Raw genomic sequence first — 19,999 nt, 5'->3', positions numbered from 1 at the left:
GCGGTTGTACGCCGGGGGAGTGTCCACCGGTCACTCCAGGCCCCAGCTGTGGATCTTCGACGGGTGGATGCGGATCAGCTCGTCGCTGAAGTGCGGGCCCAGCTCGTGCGGCCCGGTCAGCAGCTCGGCCTCACCCCTGATGTCCACCCCGCGCACCGCCCACGGCTGCACGCTCACCACGTCGTCGACGACCAGCGCGACCTTCGGATTGGCCTGCAGGTTCCGCCACTTCTTTGTCGTGCCGAGGGCGTACCCGCCGATCAGGATCGTCCCGTCCTCCTGCGGATAGAAGCCGACGGGGTTGGCCTGCGGCTGCCCCCTGGGGTCGACGGTGGCCAGCCGCCCCAGGCGCTGGGTGGCGAGATACGCGCGTTCGGCATCGGTGAATTCACTCATGTGCCCAGCATCGCGCGCGGACCCCGCCACCGCATCGGCGGCGCGGCCGGAGCCGGACGGAAGGCCCCGGGCACCCGCTGGATCAGGCGGGCAGACCCCAGCGGGCGGCCTGCTCGTTCGGAGCGACCGGCCGCACCGTCAGATCCGGGCGGTCGCCCGCCGCGGTGATGAGCGCCGACTCGCCCCTGCGGAGAGCGATGACGACGGTGCCGTCGCCCGTGTCCTCGTACCGCAGCGTGTGCCCGTGGCCGTCGCGTACGTCGAGGGGACCCGCGATCCCGTGGCGCACGGCGCACGGAGCGCCCGCCTCGCTGGTCACCCTCACCCAGCGGGTCACCCCCTTCTCCCGGACCGCACTGAGCAGGAACGCCCCCTGCGTCCGGAAGTCGTGGAGCACGAGGTCGCGCCAGGCCGCCGGGACCGCGGGGAAGACCCTGACCACACCGCCCCACGACTGGCAGAGCATGTCGTGCAGCGACTGCGCCGCGGACAGCGGAGTCTCGATGACCGGGCCTGACTCCTTGTACATCGTGTTGGCCTGGATGAAGCGGGTCATCAGCTCACCGAGGTACTTCAGGGCGTCCTCGCCCTTGCCGAGCAGCGCGGACATCGAGGCGGCGCCGGTGAACGTGTAGCCCTGGAGGGCCCCTTCGAAGCCGACCCAGTGGGCCAGCGACTTCTCGATCAGCGCGCGTTCGTCCGGGGTGCGGCCGGTCAGTTCGTACAGCGGGTAGACCGCGAGGAGATGCGAGTAGTGACGGTGGGACATGGCGAAGGGGACGCCCGAGCCGATCATGAAGCCGTTCTCGTCGACCGGGTACGGCACCAGTCTGGCCAGCACCTCCTGCCAGCGTTCCTTCAGCGGGTCCCTGATGCCGAGGGTGGCGGCAGAATCGACCAGGGTGCGGCAGCCCCAGCGCAGCAGCATCAGGTCGTAGTTGGTGTCCGGCGCGTCGACCCCGTACTCGGGTGAGAAGGTGGCCGGCAGATGCAGCTTGCCGTCCTTGCCCGGGGTCAGGAAGTGCAGGTAATAGGTGACGGCCTTGCGCAGCAGCGGGAAGAGCGTGTCGCGCAGGATCCGCTCGTCCATGGTGTGGCGGTAGCTCAGCCAGACATTGTGCAGCGCCCAGGTGAGGTTGCCGACCTCGGGCGTCGGCGGGTCCTCGCCGGGGATGCCCACGCCGTAACCGCCGTTGGCGACCGCCGCCCCGTTGACCAGCTGGGGGTCGGTGGTGCGCGGAATGCCGGCCGAGTCCTTCCGGTACGGAGCCGCCAGCTGGTTCGACAGGTTCTCCCGGAATTCGCCCAACGCCCTTGTCACCGCGTCGAGTTCCAGATGATTCGAACCGTGGATCAGCCAGTACTCCAGCTGGACGTTGAGATTCCACCAGGTGTTGGGCCAGGGGGTCGGCTCCAGCCACGGTCCCGACGTCGCCATGACGGGTGCGTCGGCGCGGGCGGCGGATGCGACCTTGTAGAGCTGGATCCAGTAGAAGCGCTGGATGCGGGCGTCGGGTACCGAGACGAAGCTCTTGCGGTAGTAGCGGTGCCACCAGGCGCGGTGGGTGAGGGCGTGTACGCCGAAGGGGACCGGTGCCACCCCGCGGATCAGCCGTACGGCCCGGTCGGTGGCGGTGTTCTGCGGGTGGGAGTGCGCCACGGTGGCGTACAGGGTGCGCCGCGCGCCGTGGGTGCGCTCCTGCCACGCGGTCACGTGCCGGCCGCCCGCGAGCAGCGGCTGCACGGCGGCCGTCACCCCGCTGTGCTGTTCGGTCACGGCGGGCGGGTTGGCCGTGTAGCCGTCGGGGAGGGGCTTCGACGCGGCGCGCGGGCTGATCGCCTCGGCCGGGTGGAAGACCCAGCGGAAGTTCTTCTCGCCCTTGGTCGGAGTGATCTCGACGGCCAGCACGGAGAGCGAGTTGTGGACCAGGGCGCGCAGGGTGAGGGTGCCTCGGTCGGTGGTCAGCGTGCCGGTCAGTTCGGCGTCGCGCAGCCCCAGCCGCCAGTCGAGGGCGGTGATGGTGCCGACCGGCTCCAGGGTGAAGTAGCCGATGGGCAGCCGGGCGAGGCCGAACAGCGAGCCGAACTCGGGGCGGTGGTCGGTGACCTCGGAGTGCTGGACGTTGAAGCGGACCGCGTTCCTGCCGGGCTCGGCGTAGATGCCCGAGCCGAGGTAGCCGTTGCCGAGGTACGGGCCCTCGTACCAGGTCTGCGGCATCCGCTGCCAGACGAGGTCGGCGTCGTCGAGAATCGCCTTCCAGCTGTCGTCCGACGACTGGACGGCGGTCGGCGTGAGGCCGGGCGACGTCGTGATGGAGCTCTCCGGGGCGGCCCGCGCGGGTACGGCGGTCAGGCCCCCGGTGAGCAGGGCGCCGCCGACGGCGGTGCCGGTGGCGAGAACGGTGCGTCGTTTCGGTGGTTCAGGTACAGCGGCCATGACGCCTCCCGGCGGCTCGTAACCCAAGAAATCATCCGAGCTATCCCCCGGAGAAAGGTAGACAGGGCGCTGAGGTGCGTCAATGAGTCGGGAGAGATCCCATGTATTGCGAGTCCGTGGGGTCCGTTGCGTGCTAGCCCCAGATGAGCGCGCCGAGCCAGGCGCCGGTGACACTCAGGCAGGCGAGCAGTTCGACGAGAACCGCCGTCCCGATGGCCCGCATGACGGTACGGGTGGAGGCCCAGCCGGCCCGGTGGCTGCCGAGCCGTGCCCACTCCGCCCCGTAGATCCCTCCGATGAAACCGGCGATACCGCCGAGCACGGGCACGACGAAGAAGCCCACGATGCCCGCCGCCCCGCCCGTGTACACCGTCCTGCGCGGTGCCCCGGACTCACGCGGGCGGCGCGTGGGCAGCAGCGGACGGAGCGCCTGGTTCAGCAGCAGCAGCGCGGTCGCGCCGGCGAGAATGCCCCAGGCCAGGCCGGTCGTGTCGGTCAGTGCCCACCACGCGGCGGCGGCCCACACGATCGCCGGCCCCGGCACACCGGGAACCAGGACCCCCACCAGGCCGAGCAGCATCACCAGGCCGACCGCGACGAGCTGCCACAGACTCATCTGCCAAGCGTGCAGTAAGCGACCGTCTCCCGCAGCGCGGCGCCGGGCCCCGGCCGCAGGCCCGGCCGGGTGTACGGATCGGGTGCGGGCACCCGGCAGGTGCGCGGGGTGCGGTCGCCCCGCCCCGGTCAGCCGCCCCCGTCGGCGGAGTCGGCCGGCGTGTTCCGGCCCGGCGTGTTCCGGTCGGGCGTCCTGGCGACCCACCCCTTCTCGTACGCGTGCCAGCCGAGCTGCAGCCGGGTGGTGACCCCGGTCAGCTCCATCAGGCCCTTCACCCGCCGCTGCACCGTCCGCAGCCCCAGCTCCAGCTGTTTGGCGACGCTCGCGTCCGTCATCCCGGCGAGCAGCAGCGAGAGGATCTGCAGATCCGTGGCGTCGGGGCCGGGCTCGCCGTCCTCGGCGACCTCGCCGCTCCGGCCAAGCCGCAGAGGAAGCGCCTCCCGCCACACCGCTTCGAACAGTCCCCGCAGTGATTCCAGGAGACCGCTCTCGTGGACGACCAGCGCGGAGGGCTGCGCGCCCCGCCCGGTCAGCGGCACCATCGCCAGGCTCCGGTCCGCGATCACCAGCTTCGTCGGCACCCGGTCGACGACGCGTACCTGCTCCTTGCGGCCGAGCGCGTCAGCCAGCTCCGCGATCCCGCCCGGCTCCTCCAGCACGACCCGCTCCAGCACCACCCGGTAGGAGACCCCGCGCGTCGCCGCCCGCTCCTCGGCATCGTTGTCACCGCCGGACACCGCGAGCGGACGGCCGCCCGTCACCAGCGCGCAGACCTCTTCGGTGGCGCCCAGCTGCAACTGCAGGAAGCGCTGGGACACCGCGTTCGCCCCGGTGACCACCTCCACCAGGTCGAGCACCGCAGGCTCCTTGGCCTCCGCCCTGAACTCCTCGACCAGCAACGCGGCCGCCAGCTCGGCCTGTTCCAGCTCGTGGCGGTGCTGGGTGAGCAGCGCGCCGAGCGCGACCCCCGGCGGCGCCGCCACCCACCGGCCCGTCCGGGCCGACGACTGCGCGGCCAGACCGTGCCGTTCGAGGCGGCGCAGGGCGCGTTCCGTGTCGGTCTCGGAGAGCTGGAGCCGGTGCGCGAGATCGGCCACTTCGGCCGCGCCCAGCGCGACGAGTGCGCGGTACGCCGACTCCTGGAGGTCGTCCAGACCTATGACGCCGAGCAAGTGAACCCCGATCCGGTGGCGGCTTTGAGTCACGGCGGGTTTCCGCCGCGGCACATCATCGCCGTTCAACTCCGGTTTCTGCCAGGGTGTTCGAACTGGTGTAACAGAACCCGCCTTCCGGGCCGGTCCGGTTGACCGTATCGGGCGGTTTGCAGCGGCTCGCTCCGCGACTCCGTTGGGCCGCACCCCCGTGGGGGGCGGTGTGGCCCAACGGGCCATTCCGCGCACCCTGTACCAGGACCACCCCATCGATGGACAATAGGGGCATGAGTCAGCAGGGGGAGCAGGAGCAGCCCGCCACCGCCGACGACTGGTGGGGCCGGCTGTACGACGAGACCGCAGAGGACCGGGCGACCGCCGACAAGGGCGACAGCCTGGACGACCGCTTCGCATCCGCGGCGGGGACGGTGGGTGCCGTACGGGGAGCGGCTCCCGGTGCGGACCGGCCTGGTGCGGACCGGCCTGAACCACCGGTTCCGGAGGCGGAGTTGCCGCCCGCGGCGGGCTCGCTGTCCCGGCCCGCTCCCGCTCCGCGGCCGGTTGCTGAACCGCCGGACCGGGCACCGTGGGAACCACCCGCGGACGGCGTACTGCCTTCCCGCACCATCCCCTTCCAGCGGGGGAGGAGCGGTGGTACGCCCGCGGCCACTGGGCCGGACGCCGCGGAACCGCTGGAGACGGTGTCCCCGCCGGATGCCGGCCCGGCTGCCCCACCGCCCCTTCCCCGACGCAGGCCCCCGGCCGGACCGGTACCCACCCCAGCCTCAACGGCCCCACCGGACACAGCCACAGCCGCGCCCTCCGTCCCGCGCCCCGCCGTCGCCCATGTGGGTGAGGGGCCGCCCACCTACGACGCCGAGCCCACGGCCCTGCCCGACGCGCACCCCGACGCTCTCGACGAGCTCGTCGCCGACACTGTCCTCGACGGTGCCTGCTACGGCTCGTACACCGTGCGTGCCACCTCCGTACGCGGGGACTCCGCACGGTATCGGGGCGAGCCCCGCAGGGACGCCCTGCTCACCGCCCGTTTCGGCAGCGGCGACACCGCACTCGTGCTGGTCGCCGTCGCCAGCGGTGCCCGGGCTTCGGAAGGGGCGCACCTGGCTGCGGCCGACGCCTGCCGGTGGATCGGCGCAGCCGTCGGACGCAGCAGGCTGCGGCTCGCCGAGGACATCAGGGAGGGCCGCAGGGGCGACCTCAAATCGGGGCTGCACCGGCTCACCGGGCGCGGCTTCGGCAAGCTGCGGGCCCGCGCCGCCGAACTGGGCCTCGAACCGGACGAGTACACGGCGTCCCTGCGCTGTCTGCTGCTCTCCGGAGATCCCGATTGCCGCACCCGGGTCTTCTTCGGGGTCGGGGGCGGCGGGCTCTTCCGCCTCCGTGACGGCGCCTGGCAGGACCTGGAGCCCGAGCCGCCGGGGCCCTCCGGAACCGCCGGTGAGGCCGTGGTCGGTTTCGGTTCCGCGCCGTCCTGGGCCCCGGACGCCGACCGGCTGACCATGGACTTCGGTACGGCGGCGCCGCTCTCCGGACGACACGGGCCCCCGCTGCCGCCGTCCGCCGAGCCGTTCCGCTTCCGTGCGTCGGTGGCCCGGCCGGGAGACACGCTGCTGCTGTGCAGCGCGGGCCTCGCCGAACCGCTGCGCGGCGAGCCCGCGCTCTCCGGTGAACTGGCCGCGCGCTGGGCGCCGACCGAGCCGCCGGGGCTCGCCGAGTTCCTGGCCGATGCCCAGGTACGTGTCAAGGGGTACGCCGACGACCGCACCGCCGCAGCGGTCTGGGAGACGTAGGCCTGGCCGCTGTTACCGGCCCGGCCGTCCAGGAGGGTTGGCCGGTGGGGTGTCCGCCGGTCCACCCGGCTGCCGGAGTGCGGTGATGCCGCTGAGGGCGAGATCGATCCCGGCGAGGAACTGCTCGCGGTCGTCGTGCTCGCGCAGCTGGTCCGCGACGGCCCGGGTGAACGGGTACGCGTCGGGGTCGAGCCCTTCCCATGCCGTCGATACGGTGTCGAGGAACTCGGCGCGCTCCACGCCGGGCCCGGGGGCGTTCGCGGTGTTCGCCGCGTTCTGGCCGGCGGCGCCGAGGACGTAGTGCACCAGCAGCGAGGTCGCCGTGAACCAGCCTGCCTCGGGCGCGCCCAGTGCGCGGACCTGCCGGCCGATGCTTTCGAAGATCCGCGGCGTCACCGATCCCGAGGGATTGCGGGAGAGCTGCGTCGAGAGCTGTGGGGCGAGCCACGGATGTGCGTCGATCGCGTCGAACAGGCCGAGCGCGACAGTGCGGATCTCCTCCTGCGGTGAGCCCGGGGACCCGGCGGGCTCGATGGCCAGAGCGGCGGCGACGACGGCGTCGGTCGCGGCGCCGAGCAGCTCAGCCTTGTTCGCCACATGCCAATAGATCGCCCCGGGTCCGGTGGACAGACGCTCGGTCAGCGCCCGGAACGTCAGCCCGCCCTCGCCGGCCGCGTCGAGCAGCTCGACGGCGGCCTCGACGATGCGCTCCAGGGAGAGCGCCTCTGTGCGCCGCTGCGAGCGGCGCGTCCGCGTTGCCATGCCGCCATTTTGACATGTCTGGAGCGTTGTTCCAACATGGATTGGAACGACATTCCATAGAGGTCGGCCGGACTCACCGGAGCCTCGATCCCGAAGGAGCCACGATGCCCACCCCCGTCACGATCATCGGCGCCGGACTCGGCGGCCTCACGCTCGCCCGCGTCCTGCACGTCCACGGAATCCCGGCCACGGTCTACGAGGCCGAGTCCTCCCCTGCGGCTCGTGCTCAGGGCGGGATGCTCGACATCCACGAGGAGAACGGCCAGGCGGCTCTGGAGGCGGCGGGCCTGATGGACGAGTTCCGCGGCCTCGTCCTGGAGGGCCGCGAGGCCACACGCGTCCTCGCCTCGGACGGGACCGTTCTGTACGACGACGACAGCACACGGGGACGCCCGGAGGTGTTGCGGGGTGAGCTGCGGCGGGTCCTGCTCGCATCGCTTCCGGCCGGCACCGTCCGGTGGGGTCACAAGGTGAGCGCCACCCGTGCTCTGGGTGAGGGCCGTCACGAGGTGGTTTTCGCCGACGGTGGCACCGTCGTCACGAGTCTGCTGGTCGGGGCGGACGGTGCGTGGTCGCGGGTCCGGCCGCTGCTGTCCGGCGCCGCGCCCGAGTACACCGGCGTCTCGTTCGTCGAGACCTATCTGTTCGACGCCGACACCCGTCACCCCGCCACCGCGAAGGCGGTCGGCGGCGGGGCGATGTTCGCACTCGCGCCGGGCAGGGGCATCCAGGCCCACCGGGAGAACGGCGGCACCCTGCACACCTACGTGGCACTCACCCGGACGCAGGAATGGTTCGCCGGTATTGATTTCACCGATGCCGCCGCGGCCGCGGCACGGATCGCCGGGGAGTTCGAGGGCTGGGCGCCGGAGCTCACCGCGCTCATCACTGACGGCCGGACCCCGCCGGTCCTGCGCACCCTGCACGCGCTGCCGGCCGGGCACCGGTGGGACCGGGTGCCGGGCGTGACCCTGCTCGGCGACGCCGCCCACCTCTCCGCCCCGAACGGCGAAGGCGCCAACCTGGCCATGTACGACGGCGCCGAACTCGCCCAGGCCCTCGCCGCACACCCCGACGACACCGAAGCCGCCCTCACCGCATACGAACAGGCCATGTTCCCCCGCAGCACCGAAGCCGCCACCGACGGCACCCAGCTCCACGAGCTGCTCTTCGGCGACGACACACCCCACAGCCTGATCAACATGTTCACCGGACAGGACCGGCCGCATGAGAAGGCGTAACAGCGCAGGCGCGACCGTGGCGCCCATGGGTTGATGGAGGCATGGCCAAACAGAACGTTGCGGAGCAGTTCGTCGACATCCTCGTCCGCGCGGGTGTGGAGCGCCTGTACGGAGTCGTCGGCGACAGCCTGAACCCTGTCGTGGACGCCATCCGGCGCAACTCGGCCATCGACTGGATCCAGGTCAGGCACGAGGAGACCGCCGCGTTCGCGGCAGGAGCCGAGGCCCAGATCACCGGGAAGCTCGCGGCCTGCGCCGGATCCTGCGGCCCCGGGAACCTGCATCTGATCAACGGCCTGTTCGACGCCCACCGCTCCATGGCACCGGTCCTCGCGCTCGCCTCGCACATCCCCTCCAGCGAGATCGGCCTCGGGTACTTCCAGGAGACCCATCCCGACCGGCTGTTCCAGGAGTGCAGCCACTACAGCGAGATGATCTCCAGCCCGCAGCAGATGCCCCGGCTGCTCCAGACGGCCATCCAGCACGCCATCGGCCAGAGCGGTGTCAGCGTGGTGACCCTCCCCGGCGACATCGCGGGCGCCCCTGCCCCGGACCGTACCGGTGAGACCGCACTGGTCACCTCGCGCCCCTCGGTGCGCCCCGGTGAGGCGGAGGTCGAGAAGCTGGCCCGTCTGATCGACAAGGCCGAACGGGTGACGCTCTTCTGCGGGAGCGGCACGGCCGGCGCGCACGCCGAGGTGATGGAGTTCGCCGAGCGGATCAAGTCCCCGGTGGGCCACGCGCTGCGCGGCAAGGAATGGATCCAGTACGACAACCCGTACGACGTCGGCATGAGCGGCCTCCTCGGCTACGGGGCCGCCTACGAGGCCACGCACGAGTGCGACCTGCTGATCCTGCTCGGCACCGACTTCCCGTACAACGCCTTCCTGCCCGACGACGTGAAGATCGCCCAGGTCGACATCCGCCCGGAGCACCTCGGCCGCCGTACCAAGCTGGACCTCGCCGTCTGGGGCGATGTGCGCGAGACGCTGCTGGCCCTGACACCGCAGGTGAAGGAGAAGACCAGCCGCAAGTTCCTCGACAAGATGCTCAAGAAGCACGCCGACGCGCTGGAAGGTGTCGTCAAGGCCTACACGCGCAAGGTCGAGAAGCACACCCCGATCCACCCCGAGTACGTGGCGTCCGTCCTGGACGAAGTAGCCGACGGCGACGCCGTGTTCACCGTGGACACCGGAATGAACAACGTGTGGGCGGCCCGCTATCTCACCCCCAACGGCCGCCGCCGGGTGATCGGTTCCTTCAGCCACGGGTCGATGGCCAACGCCCTGCCGCAGGCCATCGGCGCCCAGTTCACCGACCGGCACCGGCAGGTCGTCGCGATGTCGGGCGACGGCGGCTTCTCGATGCTGATGGGCGACTTCCTGACCCTCGTGCAGCACGACCTGCCGGTGAAGGTCGTCGTCTTCAACAACTCCGCGCTCGGCATGGTCGAGCTGGAGATGATGGTGGGCGGCCTGCCCGCGTACGGCACCACCCACCAGCACTCGGACTTCGCGGCCATCGCGCGGGCCGCCGGAGCCTACGGCGTGCGCGTGGAGAAGCCGAAACAGCTGGCCGGGGCGCTGACGGACGCCTTCAAGCACAAGGGTCCCGCCCTGGTGGACGTGGTCACCGACCCGAACGCACTCTCCATCCCGCCGCGCATCAGCGCCGACATGGTCAGCGGTTTCGCGCTCTCCGCGTCCAAGATCGTGCTGGACGGCGGCGTGGGCCGGATGGTGCAGATGGCCCGCTCCAACCTGCGGAACATGCCGAGGCCGTAGCCGGGACTGACACCACGGCAGAGCCCCCGACCGTTCGCCGGCCGGGGGCTCTGCCGTGGTGCGGATCAGGCGAGCGTGTCTGTCACGACGGCGTCAATGAACGCGCCCCACGCGGTGTCACGGATGACGATGGCGGGACCGGCGGGGTTCTTGGAGTCGCGGACGGGCATCGCGGACGTGACGCCGTGGGCCACCTCCACGCAGTCACTCTGCCCCCCGCTGTACGAGGACTTGCGCCAGGTGAGACCAGAAGCAGCGGCGTTACCGATGTGAGTCATGTGATCTTGTCCTTCAGTCTTGCGATGAGGTCGGCTGACTCGTCGAACGGTAGCGAACTGGCGCGAAGACGCTCGAATCCGCTTCCATAAACGGACACTTCGGCGAGGTCTTCCACGTACAGCGCTGACGTCAGGCTCTCCACGTGTACGACGTCGAGGTCCGCTGTCTCCGGGAAGCCGAGCACGGTAAAAGAGCCCGCCATCCCAGGGTGTGGAGGAGCGACCAAGGGCAGTACTTGTATGGTCACAGTCGGCAGCTCCTGAAGATCCAACAGACGCTGGAGCTGATCCCGCATCACTGACTTGTCGGGGAGCCGAGTGTGTAGCGCGGACTCGTGAACGATTGCCCACAGCTCCAGCGGATTTGGACGTGTGAGCACCGACTGGCGAGCCTGGCGGACCTGAACGAGCTGCTCCACGCGCTCTGCGGTATCTGACATGTTGATGGCCGAGATGGTCGCGCGAGCATATGCAGACGTCTGGAGCAGCCCAGGGATCAACGTTGTCTGATACGACCGCATGCTCTTGGCGTCCGACTCCAGGCTGATCAGGTCTGCGTATGCCGGAGAAATGACGTCACGGTAGCTCTGCCACCACCCGCGACGGGCACCGTCCCGTGCGAGACCGTGAAGCGCCGCCCGACGTTCTGAGTCGTCCACCCCGTACAGATTCAGGAGTTCGTCGAGGCTCGCCACCTTCACGCCCACGGTGGCGTTCTCGATGCGGCTGATCTTCGACGAGTTGAGGCCGGTAGTCGACTTCGCCACCACGTCCTCAACTCTCAGCCCATGCACCTCTTCACGCAGCCTTCTGAGCTCCGAGCCGAGACGACGCCGTCGAACTGTCGGTTCACTCATGCCGGCTCCTCCACTTCAAGTCCCTGCATTCTGCCGCCAGATGGAGCGGCAGGGCTACAGGATTCCACAGTTGCAGACTCTGCGGCGCCATCAATGTGCAATTCTTCGTTTTTGATTTTGCGGTTGCGTTCTCGACTTAAGTTACGCCACACTGACGGTGCCAGTCCAGGCACGCTGAGTGATCACGTGCAGAGTTGAGGAGGCGGTGGATTGTGGCGGATGAGACATCTATGAGCGATCCGGTCTATTTATCGGAGCCGTTCATCGACCCGCCTGAGCCGGTAGCTGGTTGCGGCGTGTGTGGGGTGCTGTACAAGGACTGGCGGTATTCGATGGCGCCGACGAGCCCCGGGTACGACCCGTCGCACGCGTCGGACGTCGCGGTTGAAATCAGGGATCACCCCCACACCAAGAGGGTTCTCACGTGCCGCACTTGAGCATTCGCGTCTACCGCGTGGACCGCCGTACGGGTGAGCGTACGCAGATCTCCGGGCCGCGATCCGTGGCTCCTCTGGAGGCGCCTGAGGCGTCGTCGGTCTGGCCGGCGTGTACGTGTCCGATCCATGCCGGTGCGGACGTCGACAAGGTCGGTCAGGGGGAATACCGGCCAAAGGCGTGGTGATGGAAGATCCAGCACCCATGACGCCGGGGCCACTCGATACCAGTTGAAGCCCCCGTGCGGCTGCTCGTCACACAGCCGGTCGCGCGGGTGAGGGGCGGCAGGGCCGTGCGAGTCGATGAGGTCGGCTGACCACGGCTCTGCCCGCTCCTCGTACAGCCGCTGCGCGACAGGCCCGGGCCGCAGGGCGTGAGGGAGAAGTGGCGCCGCCCGCTCCGGAATACACCTCGGAGCGGGCGGCCCTCAGGCGGGGCGCACCCGGAGTGTCAGGATCTGGAAGGGCCGCAGCGCCACCGCGAGCGCGTCCCCGCCGGCCGTCACCTCCCGCAGCGGCCGTTCCAGCAGGTCGGTGATCTCGGCACGTCCCACCGGGAATCCGAAGCCGACCGTGGCGTCCGCGCGCCCGCCCGCCGACTCGTAGAGCCGCACCACCACATCCCCGCTGCGGTCCTCGGCGAGCTTCACCGACTCCACCGTCACGGCCGGATGGTCCGTGGTCACCAGCGGCGCCAGCGCCGGGGCGTCCGCCGTCCGCAGCGGCAGATTGAGCGCGAGACCCTCGCGTACGGCGCCGGTCACCCCCGCCCCCGGGTACAGCGCGTAGCTGAACCGGTGGGTCCCCAGGTCCGTCTCCGGGTCCGGGCTGTGCGGGGCGCGCAGCAGCGTCAGCCGTACGGTCGTGCCAAGTCCGTCCCGGTGCTCCGCCCGCGTCACATCGTGGCCGTACGTCGAGTCGTTGAGCACCGCGACCCCGTACCCCGGTTCGGCGACCCGCAGCCAGCGGTGCGCGCAGATCTCGAACCGGGCCGCGTCCCAGCTGGTGTTGGCGTGTGTGGCGCGGTGCACATGGCCGAACTGGATCTCCGCCGTGGACCGTTCGGCGTGCACATCGAGCGGGAAGGCGGCCTTGAGCACCTTCTCGGACTCCTGCCAGTCGGCTTCCGTGACGACATCGAGGCGCGGGCTCTCCGCGTCGAGCCGCAGCTCCTGGGTGATACGCGAGGCTCCGAAGGTCCGCACGACCCGCACCGCCGCCCGCAGCGGCCCCGTGCCGACGACCTCCACCGAATCGGCGGCGGTGAGATCGGTGCGGCTGCGCCGGTAGTGCCGGTCGATGTCCCAGGCGTCCCACTGGTTGGGGTGGTCCGGGTGCAGCTGGAGCAGATTGCCGCGGCTCCCGGGTGCCAGGACCTCGCGGCCCGCCGTCAGATCGCGCACCGAGGACAGCAGCCCGTCGGAGTCCACCGTGACCCGCAGCAGCCCGTTGTCGAGGACGACCGCCGGGCCGTCCCGGGTCACTGTGGCGGCGGCGCCGGCCGCCGCGCCGCTGAGCGGCGCGGACCCGAGGGGCGGTACGTCGACGAAGGCGAGGGTGCCGCCGTCCGCCGTGCCTCCGGTGCTGTCCGCGGTACGGACGACCTCGCGGCGCCCGTACGGTGAGGCGTTGAGCACGGTCCTGGGGGAGTGGGATCCGCTCGGCGGCCTTACGTCCGGGCCCAGTTCGAGTGCGGCGACCGCCCCGGTGATGACCGCCTCCAGCTCCTCCCGCAGCCGCGCGTAGGTATCACGGGCCTCCCGGTGGACCCAGGCGATCGACGAACCCGGCAGGATGTCGTGGAACTGGTGCAGCAGTACGGTCTTCCAGATCCGGTCCAGCTCATCGTGCGGATAGGCGTACGCCGCCGACCGGAGCGCGGCCGCCGTCGCCCACAACTCGGCCTCCCGCAGGAGGTGTTCGCTGCGGCGGTTGCCCTGCTTGGTCTTCGCCTGGGTGGTGTACGTGGCGCGGTGCAGCTCCAGATAGAGCTCGCCCGACCAGACGGGCGCCTGCCGCCCGTACTCCTTCTCGGCCGCCTCGAAGAACGCCGAGGGCTTCTCGATCCCGACGCGCGGTGAGCCCTCCAGGTCCCGGAGCCTGCGCGCCTTCTCCAGCATCTCGCGGGTCGGGCCGCCCCCGCCGTCGCCCCAGCCGAACGGCACCAGGGAGCGGGTCGCCCGTCCCTTGTCCGCGAAGTTCCGCTCGGCGTGGGCCAGTTCGGACCCGTGCAGCTGGGAGTTGTAGGTGTCGACGGGCGGGAAGTGGGTGAAGACCCGGGTCCCGTCGATGCCCTCCCACCAGAAGGAGTGGTGCGGCATCCGGTTCGCCTGGTTCCAGGACAGCTTCTGGGTGAGGAACCACCTGATTCCCGCGAGCTTGGCCAGCTGCGGGAAGGCCGCCGTGTAGCCGAAGGAGTCCGGCAGCCAGATCTCCTCGGTCTCGACCCCCAGCTCCTCGGTGAAGAAACGCCTGCCGTGCACGATCTGGCGGGCCAGCGCCTCGCCGCCCGGCATGTTGGCGTCCGACTCGACCCACATGGAGCCGACCGGGGCCCAGTTGCCGTCCGCCACGGCCTTCTTGATGCGCTGCCAGATGTGCGGCTGGTGCTCCTTGACCCAGGCGTACTGCTGGGCCTGCGAGCAGGCGAAGACCAGCTCGGGATAGTCGGCGGCCAGCGCCGTCACATTGGCGAAGGTCCGTGACGCCTTCCGCACGGTCTCGCGCAGCGGCCACAGCCAGGCCGAGTCGATGTGCGCGTGGCCGGTGGCCGAGATCCGGTGCGCGCCCGCCTCGGCGGGCCTGGCCAGCGCGGGCGCGAGCGCCTCCCGCCCGGCCGCCGCCGTACCCGGCACGTCGTGCAGGTCCAGCGCGTCCAGCATGTCCTCCAGGGCGCGCAGGATCTCGTGGTGCCTGCTCCGGTCGGCCGGCAGCTCCCGCATCAGCTCGGAGAGCACCTCGATGTCGGTGACCAGGTGCCAGACGTCTTCGTTCAGGACGGCGAGATCCGCCGATGCGAACCGGTAGCCGGGATCGTCGCCCGCGGTCAGTACGTCGCCCAGCCGCGTCGGTTCGAATCCGTGCCGCAGCACCGCGGGGTTGGCGGCGGCCTCCAGCAGCAGACTCACCGGCTCGCCGCCCGCCGCGGGCGCCGCCACGGGCACGTGGCGGTTGCGCGGGTGGATGCCCTTGACCGGCACGCCCCCGGCGTCGTAGATCATCCCCTCGGCCTGGAATCCGGGGCCGTCGCCGGTGAATCCCGGGTCGATCACAGCCTCCACCCGGCGGCCGGCCCAGGCGTCGGGGACGGCGCCCTCCAGCCGGAACCAGCTGGTCGACCAGGGCCGCCCCCACTGCGTCCCGGCCGCGAAGGGCTCGTACGTGCCACGCAACGCCTCCGCCACGGGCACCGGCTCGCCCGGCGCATGCCAGACGGACAGGGCGAGCCCCACCCGGTCCGTGTACTGCGCGGGGCGGATGAACTGGTGCAGGGCCCGTTCCAGGCGGCCCTCAACCAGCGATCGGTCGTCGTGCATCGCGGCTCCTACGGCATCGGATCGGCGTGACGTTCCCCGCTTGCCTTCCCCGGTGGAGCGCACGGCACCCGCCCGGCATGCGTGAGCACCCGCCTGCCGGGCATGCATTGCGTGAGCTGTTCGAGCACGACTTCGAGCATGACAGAGCACCACGACTTGCAGGCGGGGGATATGACGGGGCGTCACAGTGGCACGAGTACCGCACCCGACCGGTGCGGCCAGGGATCCGGCACGCCAGGGGGGCGCCGGAGCGGACGGCTGCGCCGCAGACTGGGCCGGGGGGACCTGCCGGCGGTGAAGGACGTACGGCACGGGCTCCGGGAACTGCTGCGGCGGTGCGGGAGCCAGAGCAGTGCCGATGTCGCCGAGCTGCTCACCAGCGAACTGGTGACGAACGCACTGATCCACACCGACCGGGGGGCGGTCGTCACGGCCGGGGTCGGCCCGGCCGGGCTCCGGGTGGAGGTCAGGGATTTCACACCGGGGCAGCCGGAGCCGGGCCGGGCCACCGACGAGAGCACGCACGGCCGGGGCCTGGTCCTGGTGCAGGCACTCGCGGACGCCTGGGGCGTACGGACGCACGAGGTGGGGAAATCGGTCTGGTTCGAACTCGAAGGCGGTCAGGTGTGACTCACACCTGACCGCCTTCGGGCCGTACCCCTGAATCCGGCAGCGACTTCCGCCGGATTCAGGGGTACGCGTCATGCGGCATCGCTCAGCCGAATTGCTGTTCGAGATCCTTCAGTTTCTGCTCCAGGGAGTCGAGGCGGGGGAGTGTCTGGGTGTCGTCCTCAGCGGTGAGGTCGACGGTCACGGCGTCCGTTCCCGTCGTGGCCCGGTCGGAGTCAGGACTCGTCACGGCCTGCAGGGAGGGCCTGGAGCGTAAGGGCAGTTGTCCCGGCTCGGGTATGGCAGGCTCCGATACCGCCTTCGCCGCACCCACGGCCGGAGGCGAGCCCGCAGCCTCCACCTGACGGCTGCCGCGACCGCGCCCCAGCGACCGGTGCTGCCGGTTGATCGCCTTGAGGTGGGCTCGTTCCAGCTTGTCGTGCTCCCGCTTCCGGAGCCGGTTCTGCTCCTTCTGGCGCCGGTCGTCACGGACCTCGTCGACCGCCTCGTCCAGCGTCCGCACACCCTCCAGGAGCATCAGCGACCAGGCGCCGAAGGTCTCCCGGGGAGCACGCAGCCACCGTACGATCCGGATCTGCGGCAGCGGGCGGGGGACGAGCCCCTGCTCGCGCAGCGCCGCCACCCGGGTCTGCTTCAGCGCGCGGTCGAACAGCACCGCGGCCGAGAGCGACATCCCCGCGAAGAACTGCGGGGCGCCCGCGTGGGCCAGACCGCGCGGTGCGTGCACCCAGTTGAACCAGGCCGCCGCGCCGGCGAACGTCCACACCAGCAGCCGGGAGCCGAGCGCCGCGTCACCGTGGCTCGCCTCCCGCACGGCCAGCACGGAGCAGAACATGGCGGCGCCGTCGAGGCCGAACGGGACCAGGTACTCCCAGCCGCCCGTGAGGTTGAGGTTCTGCCGGCCGAAGCCGACCAGTCCGTGGAAGGACAGCGCGGCGGCAACCGCCGCGCAGCAGAACAGCAGCAGATACGAGGCGGTTCCGTAGACCGCCTCCTTGTGCCGTCTGCGTTCCTCGCTGCGCTCCCAGGTGTCGTCGGCCGATCCCTTGTCGGCGGAGCGCCTGCCGCGCACGAGCACCGCCACCGCGACCAGGACCCCCGCGATCATCACGCCACCGGGAAGCAGCCAGTCCAGAGATATGTCGGTCAGTCGCATGCGGTGTCCCTTGCATCGCGTCAGTGCCTTGCGGCCGCAATATTGGCTCAGATCCCGGGACGCTCCGAGCGTTTCGGGGCAAGAGCACGCCAACGGAGTGCGGGGAACACCGGATAGGGGCGATCTGGTCGAACTGCCTTGCGTGCGAGCTGGGTTGGGTTCGAATTCAGTCAGCCGAAGGAGGGGTGTCAGCGCTGAGCCTGGCCACTCGGTCGGCGTCGCAGGTGCGGGGGCAGGTAACGCAGGTGTCCCCGGGGCGCACGGTGTAGAAGAGGCAGCAGCTCGCGCGGTCGCGGGTCGGCAGCGGCCGGCCCTGAGGCCCGGTCAGCTCCCGGAAGCCGGCCGTGCCGACATACGGCGCGGTGGCCCCCGGCAGCAGCAGCTCCAGCTCCGCCACCGCGCGCGACTCCTCGCCGAGCAGATGGCCGATGTACCAGAGGCCTTCCACGATCTCGTCGGTCGCCATCCCCCACAGCGCCCGCCGGCCGCGGCGCATCCGCGGCCCGAAGCCGTCGAGCACCGGCTCCAGATGCTCGGCGACCGCCGCCCGCACCTCGGCCCGCAGCGCGTCCTCGTCCGCGACCACGCGCGCGCCGGGCGCCCCGGCCGCCGGGTCGTCCGGAAGACAGGCGAACGTGTCGGTCCGTACGGCCATCCGGCCCAGCGTGCGCTGGAAGGCGACGGCGCCGACCGGGAGCCTCGGCACCCTGCGGTGCAGGAACCACGGGACCGTGATCAGCAGACAGGCGGGCCAGGCGTACCGGTGGAAGCCGAAGCTGGCGATGACGTCGGGCCGGGCCCGCTGTCCGTAGTCCCGCAGCACCTGGGCGCTGTCCCAGTCGAGGAAGGCGTCGAGCGCGCTGCCGCCCGCCGCGAGGTCGGCGGCGGACACCCAGCCGCCGCCGGACGGGGCGAGCCCGTCCGCGGGCTCGGTGACGGACAGGCCGGGAAACACCCCGGCCAGCCGTTCGTAGGCGGCGGTGACGGGGGAGCGCAGCAAGGTGGAGACGGGCATGCAAGGACCACCGAATCGCGATCGTTGACAGGTAAGCCTTACCTTATCCGATCCGATCGATGTTTGAACTGGAGCCCAGTCCGCCTATCGTGCTGAACAGGACGCCGGAGGAGGACCCAGGTGGAACAGGGCAGAGGATGCGACGCGGTACAGCCGCACGCGTCCGCGCATCCGCCCGGCCCGGCCCGGATCCCCGATCCCGCCCGCAGCCCCGAACAGCGTGAAACCGCAGGACCGGACCGTGGTGAGCACCGCCGCTGCGAGCCGGCCGCGGGGACGGTGCGGCCGGTGTCCGGAGGTACCGGCATCCCGGCGGCCCCTGAGACGAAGCAGGTGCGGCGCCATTCGGTGCGCGGTCAGATCCTCGACGCGTTGCGCACCGCCCTGGTGGACGGCGAGCTGGTCCCCGGCGAGGTCTACTCCGGCCCGTCGCTCGGCGAGCGCTTCGGCGTCTCGGCCACCCCGGTACGGGAGGCCATGCAGCAGCTCGCGGTCGAGGGCGCCGTCGAGGTCGTGCCGAACCGAGGCTTCCGGGTCGCCGAGCGGAGCGCTCGGGAACTCGCCGAGCTGGCCGAGGTACGGGCACTGATCGAGGTCCCGGTGATGCTGCGGCTGGCGCGCGCCGTCCCGGCGGACCGCTGGGCCGAGCTGCGGCCGCTCGCCGAGGCCACGGTCTCCGCCGCCGCGGTCGGCGACCGTGCCCGCTACGCCGAGTCGGACCGGGCCTTCCACGGGGCCGTACTCGGTCTCTCGGGGAACCAGCAGCTGGTCGCCGTCGCCGACGACCTGCACCGCAAGGCCCAGTGGCCGCTGGTGAGCGCGCCCGTCACCCGGCGCGCCGACCTCCTCGCGGACGCGTCGGAGCACACCGCCCTGCTGGACGCCCTGATCGCCCGCGACCTGACGGTCGTCCAGTCGCTCGTACGGGAGCACTTCACGGGCGCACCCGGCTGAACCGGAGCATCCGGTGCACTGGGAGCTCCGGTTCAGCCGGCGCGGCCCGGTCTGGGCCGCCGGTGCGGGGCTTCCGTACCGCGCCGCAGTACCGCCGTGGGCTCACACCGCCGCGGCCGGCGGGGTGAGCTGCGCCGCCAGCCAGGTCGGAACGCCGTCGAGCAGCCGGAACAGCCGGGCCGCCTCGGCCCGCAGCCTGGTCGCCTCCGGTTCGGGCTCCGCGTCGGCGAGCGCGGCGAGTGCCGGGGCCGTACCGACGAGGTAGCCCAGCTCCTCCCGTATCCGCAGGGACTCGGTGAAGCCGTGCCTGGCCTCGGCGAGTTCGCCCTCCCGCAGCGCGAGTGAGGCCAGATGGCGCCAGGTGAAGGAGAGCAGCAGCGTCTGACCGTGCGCCGTGGCGCCCGCGTGGGCCCGGCGGTAGGCGGCGCGCGCCGACTGGGCCGAGTCCGCGAGGTTCTGGGCGATGAGCCCGCGGCGGAAGTCCAGGAGCGGCCGGCCCGGAGACCCGGGCGCGATCAGGGCGGCGGCCCTGCCCATCGCGGCCCGTGCCTCGTCGGCCCGGTCCCGGACGCCCAGGAGGGTCGACGCGTAACCGAGCTGGCCGCGTTCGCAGGCCGCGGCACCGCGTGCCTCGTCGCTGCGGGCGAGCGCTTCGGCCGTCCGCAGGGCGTCCTCCGCGTCCGTCCAGCCCTGCTCCGTGTAGAGACACCGCTCGATCAGCAGCGCGGCCCGGTGCAGGGCTGCTTCGGCGTCGTGCTTCGCGTGCGGTTCCAGCAGGGCGGCCGCGTCCGCCCAGCAGCCGCGCGAACGCAGCCGCCATACCGCGGTCTGGAGTGGAGGATCGTCATCAGCTGTCGTTCCGTAACCAGACATGGCGGTATAGGCCACATTGCCCTCCCCGAGCGCACCATTGAGCTGTTGAGTCTGGGCGCATCTCAGCA

The 19,999-nt window shown here is 71.3% G+C and carries 16 protein-coding genes; 5 read left to right on the top strand and 11 right to left on the bottom strand.

Going from position 1 to position 19,999, the window contains the following annotated elements:
- Nucleotides 1–30 precede the first annotated feature (30 nt).
- The 4 genes from OG285_RS04880 to OG285_RS04865 all read right to left on the bottom strand — a co-directional run bounded on the left by OG285_RS04880 (nucleotide 31) and on the right by OG285_RS04865 (nucleotide 4,621).
- Nucleotides 31–396 (bottom strand): PPOX class F420-dependent oxidoreductase, encoded by a 366-nt coding sequence (locus OG285_RS04880; protein ID WP_356835055.1) that lies wholly within the window; start codon nucleotides 394–396, stop codon nucleotides 31–33.
- 82 nt (nucleotides 397–478) lie between these two features.
- On the bottom strand, nucleotides 479–2,833 hold the full coding sequence (locus OG285_RS04875; protein WP_371790257.1) for a Tat pathway signal sequence domain protein: 2,355 nt from the start codon (nucleotides 2,831–2,833) through the stop codon (nucleotides 479–481).
- 133 nt (nucleotides 2,834–2,966) lie between these two features.
- Entirely contained in the window at nucleotides 2,967–3,449 is a 483-nt protein-coding gene (locus tag OG285_RS04870) for a DUF456 domain-containing protein (RefSeq protein WP_356835051.1), read from the bottom strand.
- A gap of 128 nt (nucleotides 3,450–3,577) precedes the next feature.
- A complete protein-coding gene (locus tag OG285_RS04865; RefSeq protein ID WP_371793450.1) occupies nucleotides 3,578–4,621 on the bottom strand; it encodes a helix-turn-helix domain-containing protein in 1,044 nt (347 codons plus the stop codon).
- A gap of 266 nt (nucleotides 4,622–4,887) precedes the next feature.
- Between OG285_RS04865 and OG285_RS04860 the strand changes: the two genes are divergently transcribed.
- Nucleotides 4,888–6,411, top strand: a complete 1,524-nt coding sequence (locus tag OG285_RS04860; RefSeq protein ID WP_371790256.1) for a protein phosphatase 2C domain-containing protein — start codon at nucleotides 4,888–4,890, stop codon at nucleotides 6,409–6,411.
- Nucleotides 6,412–6,423: 12 nt separating this feature from the next.
- Here the strand turns inward: OG285_RS04860 and OG285_RS04855 are convergent, their stop codons facing one another.
- Nucleotides 6,424–7,173, bottom strand: coding sequence for a TetR/AcrR family transcriptional regulator (locus tag OG285_RS04855; RefSeq protein ID WP_356835047.1), 750 nt, complete (start codon nucleotides 7,171–7,173; stop codon nucleotides 6,424–6,426).
- A gap of 104 nt (nucleotides 7,174–7,277) precedes the next feature.
- On the opposite strand from OG285_RS04855, the gene OG285_RS04850 reads away from it, so the two are divergent.
- Nucleotides 7,278–8,414, top strand: coding sequence for an FAD-dependent oxidoreductase (locus OG285_RS04850; protein WP_371790255.1), 1,137 nt, complete (start codon nucleotides 7,278–7,280; stop codon nucleotides 8,412–8,414).
- A 41-nt stretch (nucleotides 8,415–8,455) separates the two neighbouring features.
- Complete coding sequence (locus OG285_RS04845) at nucleotides 8,456–10,198, top strand: pyruvate dehydrogenase (RefSeq protein ID WP_356831303.1); 1,743 nt, start codon at nucleotides 8,456–8,458, stop codon at nucleotides 10,196–10,198.
- A 65-nt stretch (nucleotides 10,199–10,263) separates the two neighbouring features.
- Here OG285_RS04845 and OG285_RS04840 read toward each other — a convergent pair whose 3' ends face one another.
- From OG285_RS04840 to OG285_RS04830, 3 genes are all read right to left on the bottom strand, one after another.
- Nucleotides 10,264–10,476, bottom strand: coding sequence for a DUF397 domain-containing protein (locus OG285_RS04840; protein WP_356831301.1), 213 nt, complete (start codon nucleotides 10,474–10,476; stop codon nucleotides 10,264–10,266).
- Nucleotides 10,473–11,333, bottom strand: coding sequence for a helix-turn-helix transcriptional regulator (locus tag OG285_RS04835; protein ID WP_356831299.1), 861 nt, complete (start codon nucleotides 11,331–11,333; stop codon nucleotides 10,473–10,475). The genes OG285_RS04840 and OG285_RS04835 overlap by 4 nt, the downstream gene beginning before the upstream one ends.
- Before the next feature lie 862 nt (nucleotides 11,334–12,195).
- Complete coding sequence (locus tag OG285_RS04830) at nucleotides 12,196–15,303, bottom strand: glycoside hydrolase family 38 C-terminal domain-containing protein (RefSeq protein ID WP_356831297.1); 3,108 nt, start codon at nucleotides 15,301–15,303, stop codon at nucleotides 12,196–12,198.
- Nucleotides 15,304–15,474: 171 nt separating this feature from the next.
- Here OG285_RS04830 and OG285_RS04825 point away from each other — a divergent pair, with 171 nt between their 5' ends.
- A complete protein-coding gene (locus OG285_RS04825; protein WP_371793449.1) occupies nucleotides 15,475–15,933 on the top strand; it encodes an ATP-binding protein in 459 nt (152 codons plus the stop codon).
- An 85-nt stretch (nucleotides 15,934–16,018) separates the two neighbouring features.
- Here the strand turns inward: OG285_RS04825 and OG285_RS04820 are convergent, their stop codons facing one another.
- Both OG285_RS04820 and OG285_RS04815 read right to left on the bottom strand, forming a co-directional pair.
- Nucleotides 16,019–17,089: a DUF2637 domain-containing protein gene (locus OG285_RS04820; RefSeq protein WP_371790254.1), complete on the bottom strand. Its 1,071-nt coding sequence runs from the start codon at nucleotides 17,087–17,089 to the stop codon at nucleotides 16,019–16,021.
- A 166-nt stretch (nucleotides 17,090–17,255) separates the two neighbouring features.
- The gene (locus tag OG285_RS04815) at nucleotides 17,256–18,104 is read right to left on the bottom strand and encodes a (2Fe-2S)-binding protein (protein ID WP_356831293.1); all 849 of its coding nucleotides are present in this window, start codon (nucleotides 18,102–18,104) and stop codon (nucleotides 17,256–17,258) included.
- A 120-nt stretch (nucleotides 18,105–18,224) separates the two neighbouring features.
- Between OG285_RS04815 and OG285_RS04810 the strand changes: the two genes are divergently transcribed.
- Nucleotides 18,225–19,058: a GntR family transcriptional regulator gene (locus OG285_RS04810; RefSeq protein WP_371790253.1), complete on the top strand. Its 834-nt coding sequence runs from the start codon at nucleotides 18,225–18,227 to the stop codon at nucleotides 19,056–19,058.
- 102 nt (nucleotides 19,059–19,160) lie between these two features.
- Here the strand turns inward: OG285_RS04810 and OG285_RS04805 are convergent, their stop codons facing one another.
- Entirely contained in the window at nucleotides 19,161–19,931 is a 771-nt protein-coding gene (locus OG285_RS04805) for a hypothetical protein (RefSeq protein WP_356831347.1), read from the bottom strand.
- Between the last annotated feature and the right edge of the window lie 68 nt (nucleotides 19,932–19,999).

The organism is Streptomyces sp. NBC_01471, from assembly GCF_041438865.1.
Classification (GTDB): domain Bacteria; phylum Actinomycetota; class Actinomycetes; order Streptomycetales; family Streptomycetaceae; genus Streptomyces.
Note: the sequence above shows the minus strand (reverse complement) of the source record. Positions and strands in the feature narration are given on the sequence as shown.